General features: G+C 38.8%; 8 protein-coding genes. 7 read left to right on the forward strand and 1 reads right to left on the reverse strand.

Features of this window, described 5'->3' with window-relative positions; genetic code table 11:
* Nucleotides 1-11: 11 nt before the first annotated feature.
* The 5 genes from CJF29_RS00795 to CJF29_RS00815 all read left to right on the forward strand — a co-directional run bounded on the left by CJF29_RS00795 (nt 12) and on the right by CJF29_RS00815 (nt 4,016).
* Entirely contained in the window at nt 12-1,037 is a 1,026-nt protein-coding gene (locus tag CJF29_RS00795) for a hypothetical protein (protein ID WP_099147336.1), read from the forward strand.
* Entirely contained in the window at nt 1,034-2,296 is a 1,263-nt protein-coding gene (locus tag CJF29_RS00800) for an MBL fold metallo-hydrolase (protein ID WP_099147337.1), read from the forward strand. Before CJF29_RS00795 ends, CJF29_RS00800 begins: the two co-directional genes overlap by 4 nt.
* Complete coding sequence (locus tag CJF29_RS00805; RefSeq protein WP_099147338.1) at nt 2,293-2,862, forward strand: metallophosphatase domain-containing protein; 570 nt, start codon at nt 2,293-2,295, stop codon at nt 2,860-2,862. The genes CJF29_RS00800 and CJF29_RS00805 overlap by 4 nt, the downstream gene beginning before the upstream one ends.
* 490 nt (nt 2,863-3,352) lie before the next feature.
* A complete protein-coding gene (locus CJF29_RS00810) occupies nt 3,353-3,646 on the forward strand; it encodes a nucleotidyltransferase family protein (protein WP_004298496.1) in 294 nt (97 codons plus the stop codon).
* The gene (locus tag CJF29_RS00815) at nt 3,630-4,016 is read left to right on the forward strand and encodes a DUF86 domain-containing protein (RefSeq protein WP_004317062.1); all 387 of its coding nucleotides are present in this window, start codon (nt 3,630-3,632) and stop codon (nt 4,014-4,016) included. Before CJF29_RS00810 ends, CJF29_RS00815 begins: the two co-directional genes overlap by 17 nt.
* A gap of 16 nt (nt 4,017-4,032) precedes the next feature.
* On the opposite strand, the gene CJF29_RS00820 is transcribed toward CJF29_RS00815, so the two are convergent.
* Nucleotides 4,033-8,058, reverse strand: a complete 4,026-nt coding sequence (locus tag CJF29_RS00820) for a two-component regulator propeller domain-containing protein (RefSeq protein WP_099147339.1) — start codon at nt 8,056-8,058, stop codon at nt 4,033-4,035.
* Nucleotides 8,059-8,370: 312 nt separating this feature from the next.
* Here CJF29_RS00820 and CJF29_RS00825 point away from each other — a divergent pair, with 312 nt between their 5' ends.
* Complete coding sequence (locus tag CJF29_RS00825) at nt 8,371-11,481, forward strand: SusC/RagA family TonB-linked outer membrane protein (protein ID WP_099147340.1); 3,111 nt, start codon at nt 8,371-8,373, stop codon at nt 11,479-11,481.
* A 19-nt stretch (nt 11,482-11,500) separates the two neighbouring features.
* Nucleotides 11,501-13,369 (forward strand): RagB/SusD family nutrient uptake outer membrane protein, encoded by a 1,869-nt coding sequence (locus tag CJF29_RS00830; RefSeq protein ID WP_176553175.1) that lies wholly within the window; start codon nt 11,501-11,503, stop codon nt 13,367-13,369.
* The last annotated feature ends 9 nt before the right edge of the window (nt 13,370-13,378 follow it).

The raw sequence follows: 13,378 nt of genomic DNA on the forward strand, positions 1-13,378 counted from the left end.
ATAAACTCTAAATGAAGAAATTGGAAATGGTTAATAATTACACAATAAAAACAACCTATTACGATAGGAAAATGGATGAAAAGTTGCTAACCCAAATAAACGAGCGGTTTCCTTGGATCATCAGTTATGTTAAATCACATAATTGTTTAGATTTCCAGACTGGAAATGATCCTAAAACTAATCGTTCTTGGTTTTCTATATATAGAGGTACTGGACGTATACTAACCTTTCGTAGTCATTCGGGTAAAGTTAATGAAATATGTGATGTAGCCGAGGCTTACAAAGAATTAATGCAACCAGATTTTTTTAGAAATCCAACACCGGATCAGTTTGACACATATTTAGCGAAAATCGCTTCCACGGAAAAATTCAAAAGATACTATAAAGATACAGAGGTTCGCAATGAAGGATATTATCAGACATTAATAGGACGTCGTTATACGTTCGAAGTTAAAGATACCGATGATTTTATTCTTTTTGACAAGGAGCTAGTTATCGGTTTTAAAACAAAAGGCATAAAAGATGAATGGAATAAGGAAATCGTAGACCAACAAACATTGAAAATTGAACAATTAAGAAAGACGTACAATGGAACACTCCCTGAAGAAATAAAACCTGAGTATGGTGAATTTGACTTCCTTGGTCTAAATACTAATGGAGATATATTGATAATGGAACTTAAACAAAATGATCCTGCTAAGACTGCATTGTCGCCCATTCAAACTTCATATTACTATCTACAGTTTCAAAAATTAGCTAGAGAAGATGATAAGTTGTACCAACGAATAAAAGCAATGATCGAGCAAAAAATAGATTATGGACTTATCGGTTCCAATTACAAAAATAAAATACCATTAAAGCTTTCCGGAAGAATAATACCGTGTGTAATTGTAGGAGAAGACAATAGACTATCTGAAACAATCTGCGAAAGATATAGATTTATTCGTGATTTATTTTTACCGGAAATGAAAGCATACACATGCACATCCGAGGTTGAGGGTACTCTCGTTACATCAGAAAACTTAGAAACAGAATGAATCTTATTATTCATCGTGGGGCTGACCAGATAGGTGGTTGTATTACAGAAATATCGACCGAGAATTGTAAAATTCTTATAGACTTCGGTAGCAATCTTCCTGGTTGCAAAAAAGAAGAACTGACAGAAGAACAAGTAAAATCAATCATAGGAAATGCTGATGCTGTATTCTATACACATTATCATAGTGATCATGTTGGTTTGCACCATCTGATACCAACAAATGTCCTTCAATATATAGGAGTAGGAGCAAAAGAAGTTATGCTCTGCAAATATGACGCTTTGAGGGGGCACGGAGATTACTCCAAACAGATTGAAGCAATAGAGCGTATGGAAACCTATTGTGCGGCAAAACGTATTGATGTCAGTAAGAAAGGGAAGATTTTCGTTACTCCGTATTTTGTTAGTCATTCTGCTTTTGATGCATATATGTTCTTGATAGAATGTGAGGGAAAGAAGATATTGCACACAGGAGATTTTCGCAGACATGGCTATATTGGCAAAGGTCTTTTTCCTACTTTGAAGAAGAATGTGGGAGAAGTTGACATACTTATAACAGAAGGAACAATGTTAGGAAGAAGTCAAGAATGTGTGATTTCAGAGAGCGAAATACAGAAGAATATTATAAAGGCATTGCGTGAACACAAGTATGTCTTTGCCTTGTGTTCGTCAACTGACCTTGACCGGCTTGCAACATTCCATGCGGCGTGTAAAAAGACTGGACGTATATTCTTAGTTGATGAGTATCAAGATAGGGTACTTAATGTATTCACGAAATATGCAGGATGCAAATCTGATTTATTCCAGTTTAATGCTTTCAAGCTAATCAGTTATAGAGCTGTCAATGTTAGAAGCAAGCTACAGAAGGAAGGGTTCTTAATGCCAATTCGAATGAGTAGTGGCTATTTGCTTAAGGGAATGCTCGATATATATAATGATGAAAAACCGTGGTTGATATATTCTATGTGGGGTGGCTATGCAAAAGAGGGTAAAGACTACACAAACAGCGATGTTATAAATATCCGTAATCTGTTTGGCGATAGAATATTAGATGGAACAATGGATGGTGTTCACACAAGTGGACACGCTGATGTTGAAACATTAAAAGAAGTCTGTCAAACTCTTCATCCTCGTATTGGGGTCATACCTATACATAAAGATGAGAACTCACGATATGATAGCATTAGTGGAATTTCTTCATACTTTATATTCGACGAAGGTGATGTTGACATACATGACATTCATATTTCTGTAAAATGAAAATACTTCAAATTTCTGATACACATAATCAGCATCGGCAGTTGACCGATCTTCCAGCTGCTGATGTCATTGTACACTGTGGCGACTTTACGGACAATGGTACAGAGGAAGAAGTGCTTAACTTTCTCAACTGGTTCATCGAATTACCCTATCCTCACAAAATCTTCATAACTGGTAATCATGATCTTTGCCTTTGGGAGGCTGAAGGCATTGAAGATTTGCCTAACAATGTATACTTCCTTCAAGATTGTGAATGTGAGATTGATGGTATTAAGTTCTTTGGTTTGGCATATAACCATCCTGAGACTTTGATACCAAATGATGTTGACGTGCTCATTACTCATGAACCTCCTATCATGATACTTGATGAATCAGCAGGAATTCACTGGGGAAATGCATTACTTCGAAACAAGGTTTATGAGGTAAAGCCACATTATCATTTGTTCGGCCATGCTCATGAAGGATATGGTACATTCAAGGATGAGCACATCATTTTCTCAAATGGGGCAATACTTGATGACAACTACAACTCTTGCCATAAACCTAAACTGATCATTTATAAATAGCCAAATTATAGTTCTCCTGATGGTTATAAACAACAAAAAGTGTATATGCTAAGGTTAACTGAAAAGATGAAGTCGGATTATATTTTGATCGTATTGGCATTGACATATATTCTATTTGTATTTTATTGATAGTTAACTATATCTATTCCTGTTCTGGTATCATTCCTAAAATGATATGCCTTTCCTCTCCTGATTCTGGAAGACGGAAGGATAGGCGATACATCGTCTTAGAGATTTCTCTAGGCGTTTTACGTAATTATGTTCTGTACTTTTAATGGATATAACTAACACGGTTGTTAATAATGGATTCGGCAGCATAATTAGGCTATTTATGTTTTGAAGTAGAATTTAGAGTAGTAGGTGTACAGGGGATCGATGAAAATTCGATGGCCTGTGCATCTTTTTTCAATTAGTGATACCACAAAATATGATTAAGAATTTGCTAATTCCAATATTAATTTTAATATTTGCATTATAACAATAGTGTCAGTTGAAAACAAAAGATGAAATAATCGCTATTCTCCGGAATTTTAAGGAAGAATTTGGGGAGAGATATGGAATTGAAAAGTTAGGACTTTTTGGTTCTGTGGCTCGTGGTGAGCAGAAAGAGGATAGTGATATTGATATTTGTGTAAAGCTTCAAGATCCGGATTATTTTACTCGAATGGAAATAAAAGAGTCATTAGAAGAGCGTTTTAATGCAAAAGTGGATGTCGTGTCTTTAACTGCAATTATGCGTAGTTTATTCCGCAATCATATAGAGAAAGATGCAATCTATATCTAATGCTGACATATTGGATATGCTTCTTTTTGTAGAAGAACGTATTAATACAACTATAGAAAGATGTGGTAGTGTTATTTCTGTAAATGATTTCTTAGCTTCTCCTGATAAGATGGATATTTTTGATGCAACTTGTATGCGTTTGCAAACCATAGGTGAAACTGTTAAGAATATAGATAATCTGACTAATCATGAATTATTGATAAATTATGCCGGTACTCCATGGAGGAGCATCATTGGACTGCGCAATATTATTTCTCATGAATATTTATCTATTGACCCCGAAGAAATTTTTAAAATAGTAAAAGTGCATCTGCCTGGATTGCTTCTTGCAATTCAGCAGATCAGGAATGATATTGCTGCTAGTATATGAGACCTTTGTAGCTTTCCTATTTTTTATTATGCAAACGGTAGTCTTTAGGTGCCACTCCCATCCGCTTTGTAAACTCCTTATAGAAATGTGATCTATTCATAAATCCACTTCGATACATAATTTCTTCAATAGTGAGTGAAGTGGTAACAAGTAGTTTTGTCGCAAAGTTGATTCGTTGTTCTTTAATGAAATTCTTTGGTGGAGACAGATTTAATTGTTCGAATTTACGATATAAATTGCGGATGCTGATTTGTAAGCTGCTGGCAAGTTCTTGGGGGGTAAATTCATTATTACTGATGTTCTCTGCGATAATTCGCATCGCTTTTTCCATAAGCTCTTTATCTTCGCGGTCGACCAACTGTCCCGATATAAATTCAAAGGCGCTGGCTGATGTCGAGTAATAAGTTTCCAGATTCTTGCTTTTTTCCAGAAGTTTGGTTACGACAGTTTTTAGGTAGTTGACATCAAAAGGTTTGGTTATGTATATATCGGCGCCCGAGTTGACACCTGCTACCTTATCGCTATTATCATTTTTGGCCGAAAGGATGATAATAGGGATATGCATTAAATGCTGATTCTGCTTTATTTGTCTGGTCAATGTAATTCCGTCGATTCCAGGCATCATAATATCAGTAATGACAAGGACGGGGCTATATTTCTTTAATACTTTCATCCCCTCTTCTGCATTCTCGGCAGTTAAAACGGTATATTCTTCCTGGAATATGTCTTTTATCATCCATAAAATATCTTTGTTGTCATCAATGACAAGAATGGAAGGTAGAGAAGATAAGATAGCAAGATCGTTGTCTTCTGTGAAACTGTTTGCCGAGGTTATGGACTCTACAGAATGTTTCTTCTCCTCTTCCGGAGATTCTTTCGCATGGTTGTCTACTTCCAGACAAGGCAGTGTCACAGTGAAGCAAGTATAATCATTTTCAATGCTTTCTACCTCAATAGTTCCTTTGAGTAGCACGGCCATGCTATAAGCAATAGCCAACCCCAATCCGTTGCGGGCAGATAATTCGTTCACTGAATTCTCTGTTATGTTATCTAAGATAGTATATCTATTGAAAATATTGGAAATGTCTTTTTCCGGTATTCCCTTTCCGGTATTGTAGACCGAAAAGATTAGCTTACTTTCTGCTATATACATTCTGATACGTATGGTGCCGCGGGGCGGAGTATATTTGAAGGCATTCGAGAGCAGGTTGTTGGCGATTTTAACGAAGCAACTTTCGTCGCTATTCCATATCAGGGTATTGTCGAATTCGGCCTCAAACTCAATATGGTTCCTTTCGGAAATATCAGTGAAAGATTCCATCATTTCTTTGACAATTATTCCAAGAGGCAACTGTTTAATCACACATATCTTGTTCCCGGTTTCCATCCGTCGGAAGTCTATAATTTCTTGTATAAGCCCATTGAGCCGTTCGGTATTCGATTTGATTAAATTAGCATATTTCTTAATGGATGAAGATGCCTCCTTACTATCGATTATTCTGATGCAGGGACCGTATATAAGCGATAGGGGAGTACAGAATTCATGTGTGATATTAGTAAAGAATCGCAATTTACTTTCATACATCTCTTCTTTATATTTTTCGGTTAACTGACGAGCTACGGCAACCTTGCGCTGTTTATATTTCCTCTTTAAAAAGAGATAAACTATCCAAATACCTCCTCCGATGAGCATTACGTATATGATTTGGGCATAAATGGAGCTATACCATGGAGGAAGAATTTGTATGGCTATTGATTGAGTTGGGATGTCGGTGCCTAAACCGTCATTGTACTTGACATGAAGTATATATTCTCCCGGACTGATATTGGTGAATTGTGCTTCATTTGATTGTGCGTGCATCCAGACATTACTGAAATTTTCGAGTTTATACGAATAGGTCCCATTTTCACCGTTAATGAAATCCATAGCCACAAATTGAATCGTGAAAAAGTTTTGGCGGTGCTTCAACACTAACTGATTACCTTTTGATTCTTGTTTCTCAAAGTCACTTATATTGTATTGCTTATTGAATATCCTCAAGCCGGTAAAGTATATTTCGGGCTGATATTTTTTCTGAAAATCATCCCCTTTATTAATCCAGACCAAACCATTGACTCCTCCGAAAAAGGATGAGGAATCGGACAAGCGCTTGAAGTAAGCATTATCGCTGTATTCAACTACTTTTATTCCGGATTTGTTATTGAAGTTTCTGAAAGTCCTTTTTTCAGGATCAAACAGGATAAGCCCCGCATTGGTACTTAACCAGAGTTTACCCAGATGGTCTTCAGTGATACCATGAATTGTATTGTTGGGCAGTCCGTGTGTCTCGTTGATGTTTTCATAAGCAAAGTTTTCTCCACTTTTTAATGACATACGTATTAGGCCATAACTTGTTCCTATCCATAATGTGCCTTTATGGTTGTAATGGAAACAAAGTACATCGTTCATGGGTGCGATGCCGTTGTCTTCAAAACTGAAATATTTACTGTTGGAAGTTTGGGTATTAAAGCGTATGATTCCATTTCCCCGCATTCCTATCCACATGATGGAGTCATTTTCAAAACATAATGCATAAATCTGATTGAACCGATGTTTGTTTTTGACATTAAAGGTATATCGGTCGATATCATCCGTATACAATTTATATCCGTTCTTTCCGATCCGGATTCTGAAGATTTCGTTTCCTGCACCTACCCATAGTAATGAATCGGTATCTGTCAGGATAGAATGTACGTATTTTATGGGGAGTCCGGTCCGGTTTTCCAGTGTGTGTATTTTATGGTCTGTGCGATTATAATAATTCAGATTAGGTCCGTCAGAACCAATCCAAAGTAAGCCGTTGGGGGTAGAAGCAAAGGCAAAGATAGCATTGTTGGATAGTCCGTTGGCTGTAGTGTAATGTATGACGTTGTCTTGTGAGTAATTTTGTGACTGATAGTCCTTGATGTGTATGATTCCATTGTCTTTCGTTCCAAGCCAGAGGTTATTGTCGTCATCTGCGTAAACAGCTCTCACCGGGCGTTTCTTTTCAATAGGTAGTTCCGTCAGATTAATGCCGTTGAAAGTATATTCATCCTTTGTCATCGCGTAGACTCCCTGTCCGTCGGTCCCTATCCAGACAATATCCTGTTGCTGATCTTTCCATAGGGAAAACACTCCGCAATCAATTCTGATCCTTTCCGGCAGATAATTCCCTTGATTGTTATTCAATCTGATTAAGCCATTTGAATTAAATGCGATCAGAATATCTTCATTATCATATATGATGGAGGAAATTCCTCCATTTTCCATCATTAGTTTCTCGATATTGCAGATGAATAGTTGTTGATCTCCTTTTATTTCAAATATATTTCCCTTTTGGTCTACGATTATTAGTTTATTGTCACTTTTAAACAGATAATCAATAGCATCCTCATGTCTGAAATCGGCATGAGGCATGATAGTCGGTTCTCCATCTGTTGATTCATGAATGCTGTATCTTTTTAAGGTGCCTTTATACAGAATCCAGATAATGCCATCCTCGTCGACTGTCATTCCGGACACATTACTTTTGGTTATTTCCGGATCGATGGGCAGGTTTATGAACTTTTTCTGCTCATCCTGATAGAGTGATATAAATCCCGTATGCCCCAGAATATATAAATGTGAATGTGTATCGGTGGCAAAATGGCAATCCTCATTAAACTCTTCGTAATACTCTTCTATACTATTGCGGCGCTGATTGAATTTATTCAGTCCCCATTTGGTGCTAAGCCATATATAATCGGCAGACGTTTCCAGGATTTTCCTTATGACATTACTGGATAGCCCGGTCGAATTATTGATTGCAGGTTTGTAAGTCCGTATATTATGTCCGTCATAGACATTAAGACCGTCATAAGTACCGATCCAGAGAAATCTTTCGTCATCTTGCATGATACAGATGACGGAACTGTTGGAAAGTCCGTTGATACTGTTAATCTGTCTCAAATTGTATGCATGGGCAGACAAACTAGAGAGACAGGTAAAGATTACCATGATATAGACTATGGGATTCTGCATACTTTTTATTTTTTCTCAAAAGTAATGATTGCAGTTGTTAAAACCTACGGCAAATTCTCGGATTATATGCCTGTTTTTGCCAAATATGTACTCAATACTGCCTTTTTTAATTCCAATCATGTTTGTTTAGTCACAGTAAATTGTATTTTTGGCCAAGGTATTCATTGTTGCTTAAAAAAACAGCCTCGCCAAAATGCGCTTTTATTAGGCAGAAATGGAAACATAGTTCAGGATTTTAATCACCACATTTGCATCCAGACAAGAGTGTTGTTGTCTTTGTTATCTGGATTATTAAAATCAATTTGTTAACCGATGAAAAAAAATCAATTCAAGAGCTATCTGGCTAAATCATGGAAAAGAAAGATCTTATCTGTTGTATCTTTGCTTTTGTTTTATTCCTATGGAACACTCGCTTTGGCGCAGACGAACGCAATTACAGGTTGTGTGGTCGATGCGGATACGGAAGAACCTTTAATAGGTGTCACTGTAAAGATACTCGGGACTGCTCAAGGAACAGTCACTGATATTTCGGGAAATTATGCGATAAATGTCTCAAATGGAGCAACGCTGGAATTCAGCTTTGTCGGGTATAAGACTGTTACGCATGCCGTAGGCACCAAGAAACAGATTAATGTAGCCTTACGGTCTCAATCGTATGAGATTGATGATGTAGTTGTAATTGGTTATGGTACAGTGAAGAAAAGCGATTTGACTGGTGCTGTAGGATCTGTATCTGCTAAACAATTAAAAGAAGTAACCGTAACAAATCCCCAGTTGGCACTGCAGGGACGTGTTCCTGGCGTTCAGGTCACTCAAACAGACTTCTCTCCCAGTGGAGGTCTTGAAATCCGTATACGTGGTACGCGTTCATTTCAAGCCTCGAATGATCCGCTTTATGTAGTGGACGGGATGATGCTTTCTACAGGATTGAGCTTCCTCGATCCGGGTGATATTGAGAGTATAGATGTATTGAAGGATGCGTCGGCTACCGCCATTTATGGTTCGCGTGGTGCAAATGGTGTTGTTATTGTCACTACGAAACGGGGAAAAGAGGGGAAACCACAGGTGGATTATAACAGTTATATCGGATTTCAGACTATTGGCCGGAAACTGGATATGATGAATGCAGCCGAGTGGATCGAATATATGCGTGAATCTCATCGTCAGGCTAAAGGAAATCTTAAATATGACAGTCCGGTAGCCAACATGGAACAGGATATGAATATGTTGAGGTTTAACGAAGACCAATATGTATTGCGTACGGTGATGATGGGATGGAATGAAGACGGAACATATTGGGACCCCAATAAGGTAAGAGGATTTGACTGGGTTGATGCGGTTACTCAAAATGGTTTCACTCAAAATCATAACATTAATGTGCGTGGAGGTTCGGCGAAGACGCAATATTCTTTCGGGGCAACCTATACAAATACGGATGGTGTTGTGAAAAACCGGGGATTTGAGAGAATTACCGCACGTTCGGCCATAGATACCCAAATCAGTAGCCGGTTTAAAGCTGGGGTTACCTTCCAGTATTCACATTCATTGGAAGACCTTGATACCGGTTTATATTCAAATGCCTCCAAGATGTGGCCCGCTTCTTTCCCTCTTGACGAAGATGGTAACTATATAGAGCTGCCCGGTAATGATAATAGTAATTACAACATATTATATGATCTTGTTGATGGAGCTGTAGTACGCCAGCGTAAAAGAGACCGGGTATTAGCCAATGTCTATCTGGAAGCTAAAATTATCGACGGTTTATCATTCAGATCCAGTTTCAGTTATGATTATGATATGTATGTGGATGGTGACTTCAGAGCTTCCAAGACAAGAGCGAACACCGGAGGAGATAACACTGCAAGTGTATCAAACCGTAGAGCGTATGCTTATACATTGGATAATATGCTGACGTATACGAAGACTTTCGGAAGTATTCATAATCTTACTGCCACTGTTGTTCAGTCTATCGAGGGGTCCAGTGCGGAAACATCCTATATCAGTGCAAAAGGGATTCCAATTGATGTTCAAAAATGGTATAACTTGTCTTCTGCCAATGAAGTAACCTCTGTAAGCAGTGATCTTACCGAGCGTCGTTTGGCTTCATTCCTGGGAAGAGTGCAATATAGTTTGAAAGATCGTTATTTGCTGACTGCATCACTTCGCTATGACGGTGCGTCTGTCCTTTCTGACGGACATAAATGGGCAGCTTTCCCTAGTGCAGCTCTGGCATGGAGAATAATGGAAGAGCCTTTTATGAAGAATACACATGAATGGTTGTCTAATCTGAAGATTCGTGCCGGTTGGGGACGTACCGGAAATTCTGCGGTAACTCCGTACAAGACACAAGGTTTATTGACAAATACTAAATATGTTTTTGGAGATGCGACTCCCGCTGTGGGATTTCGCCCTAGTGAACTGGCAAATAAACAATTAGGTTGGGAATATACGAACCAGACCAATATCGGTATCGACTTCGGCTTTTTGAAAGGACGGATTTCCGGTAGCTTGGATCTTTATGTACAGAACACGAATTCCCTGTTGATGAACAGACAACTTCCGGTTGCTTTGGGGTATAGCAGTATTTTGTTTAATGTGGGAAAAACAGAGAATAAAGGTTTGGAAATTGCACTAAACACAGTTAATATAGATTCGAAACAAGGCTTCCGTTGGTCAACCGATTGGGTGTTTTCTATGAACAGGGAGAAAATCGTAGAATTATATAATGGTAAAAGTGACGATGTCGGTAACTCTTGGTTTATTGGGGAACCTATCAGTGCCTGGTATGGATATAAATTTGATCGAATCTGGAGTAATACGGAAGAAGATCTCGCCTTGATGGAAGTATGGAATAAAGCGGGTAATACAAATTATGTTCCCGGCACTATTAAACTTGTAGACCAAAATGGAGATAATAAACTCACTCCCGAAGACGATAGAGTTATATTAGGTAATCCGAGACCTAAATTTACAGCCAGTATGATGAATAATTTTTCCTTTAAGGGATTTGATTTATCCTTCCTTTTGTATGCCGATTACGGACGTATAATTAAGAATGAGGCGGATATGGGCTTTAACGGGAGAGCTAACCAGCCTAAATATGATTATTGGACACCCAATAATCCGGGAGGAAGATATCCGCAGCCTTATCGGGATGCAGAGAGTCCGACAACAGGATCGACTTACATCACCCCGCTTCGTTACGAGAACGGTTCTTTCTTGCGTATGCGCGAAATAACACTGGGTTATACGCTTCCTGCAACCTTTACCCGTAAGGCTTTTATAGAACGTTGCCGTGTATATGCCGCCGTGCAGAATCCATTCATTATTACTAATTTCTCTGGTGTGGACCCGGAAGCTGCACATGGTAATGACTATCCTATGGTACGTACTTATATGTTCGGTCTGAATCTAAGTTTCTAACATTAAAATGTATATAACAATGAAACGATATATTTTAACAATCATAACAAGTTGCCTATTGTTTGTGAATTTCTCTTGTAATGATTTTCTGGAGGAAAAAGTAGTTTCAAAAGCTACGATGGCATATTATGAAACACCGGAGGGTATAGACGCTGTGGTGAATTCGATTTATTCAAAAATGAGGTGGCCTTTTAGTGGAGAACGTTTCCACAATTATGCATTATTCGGGACTGATCTGTTCATGACTGCCACAGGAACACACGGTAATGCCTGGGACCAATATCAGGCTACCGCACTGAATGCTTCAACCAGTCTTCTTTATTCGCTGTGGACCCAATGGTATGAAGCCATTTCGGCTTGTAACACAGGGTTATATTATATTGATGACATGAATGAGAATGCAAGTTGGAAAAATCAACGAACCGCTGAAATGCGTTTTTTCAGAGCTTATTTCTTATTTGATCTGATGCAGCAATTCGGCGCTATCCCGATGCCTCTGGAACCGGTGTTCGAAGCCCAGACTTATATTCCAAGAACGTCGGTTGATAAGGTTTATACCCAGATTATTGAAGATTTGAAATATGGTGCTGATTATAACTATTTGCCTAAAACGGCAGAGCGCGGTCGTATCAGAATAGGAGCTGCACAACATTTGTTGGCTAAGGTATATCTCACACGGGGAAGTGCCGTTAGTGCAGAAGCGAAAGCAACTCGTGGTACGCAAGATACGGATTTGGCGGAAGCTGCACGATATGCCGATTTGGTTATCGGCAGTAGCGAATATGAATTGGAAAAGAACTTTGCCGATATTTTCCTGCTTGACAATAAAGACAGCAAAGAGGTGATTCTGACTGTCAATTATACCAAAGATGAGATGTGGAACGGAGAGGGTAATCCGATGCACATGTATTCCACAGGTTCGTATACTAATCAGCCGGGAATGATTCGCGATATCGCGAACGGTAGACCCTGGTCACGTATTCGTCAGACATTTTGGGTGATGGAAGACCAGGCGAAACATGGAGGATTATTTGATTACACTAATGACTCCCGTGGCGAAAAAACATTTAAATCAGTATGGTACTCCAATAATTCCGAAACGATTCCTAAATGGGCCGATATTAAAGACGGTTCGACGGTGATATGGTCTCCTAGTGCTGCATTGAAAGGGAAACCTAAGTTTGAAGTAGGTGATACGTGTATTGTTATGAGACCTATCCATTATAAAGGTATTCCATTGACAGAGGGAGGATTTGAAAGCAAACGGGATTCCTTAATACTTTTCGGTTCGCAGGATCATAATCTGTGGACGATGGAAAGAATTGAAAGTGTAAGGGACTTTTGGCCAATTATTGAAAAATGGGCAAATGGAGACCGCCCGGATATTATGTATGAACCGGGACACCGTAATTTCAATGTGTATCGACTGGGAGAAACATATCTGATTGCAGCGGAAGCCTATGGACGTCAGGGGTTGTATGATAAGGCTGCCGACCGATTAAATGAAGTTCGTAAGCGTGCTGCTTATAAATCAGGAGAATGGAGATCGAATCTGAATGTAATTAATGGGAAAGGGGAGAAGCTGACAAGTTCTACTGAATCGAAGATGACGGTTAAGGAAACTGATTTGAGCAGTTTGTCGTTAGACCAGTTTGTAGACTTGATGCTCGATGAAAGAGGACGTGAGTTGATCGGTGAAGACAATCGTTGGAATGATCTTAACCGTTGTGAGAAACTAATCGAACGGTTCAAGGCACATAATGCAATAGGTGGTACTGCCGGTAATATACAACCTTACCATGTACTTCGTCCGATACCGCAGAATCACATAGACCGTCTGGACCCTGCCGGTGCACTTGAAGTGGAACAAAATAAAGGATGGTATTAATTCGTATGA

It is taken from the genome of Bacteroides celer (genome assembly GCF_002632415.2).
In the GTDB taxonomy this organism is placed as follows: Bacteria; Bacteroidota; Bacteroidia; order Bacteroidales; family Bacteroidaceae; genus Bacteroides.

Coding starts and splice junctions, on each gene's coding strand:
- CJF29_RS00795 (WP_099147336.1), top strand. CDS start 12: ATGAAGAAATTGGAAATGGTTAATAATTACACAATAAAAACAACCTAT.
- CJF29_RS00800 (WP_099147337.1), top strand. CDS start 1,034: ATGAATCTTATTATTCATCGTGGGGCTGACCAGATAGGTGGTTGTATT.
- CJF29_RS00805 (WP_099147338.1), top strand. CDS start 2,293: ATGAAAATACTTCAAATTTCTGATACACATAATCAGCATCGGCAGTTG.
- CJF29_RS00815 (WP_004317062.1), top strand. CDS start 3,630: ATGCAATCTATATCTAATGCTGACATATTGGATATGCTTCTTTTTGTA.
- CJF29_RS00820 (WP_099147339.1), bottom strand. CDS start 8,058: ATGCAGAATCCCATAGTCTATATCATGGTAATCTTTACCTGTCTCTCT.
- CJF29_RS00825 (WP_099147340.1), top strand. CDS start 8,371: ATGAAAAAAAATCAATTCAAGAGCTATCTGGCTAAATCATGGAAAAGA.
- CJF29_RS00830 (WP_176553175.1), top strand. CDS start 11,501: ATGAAACGATATATTTTAACAATCATAACAAGTTGCCTATTGTTTGTG.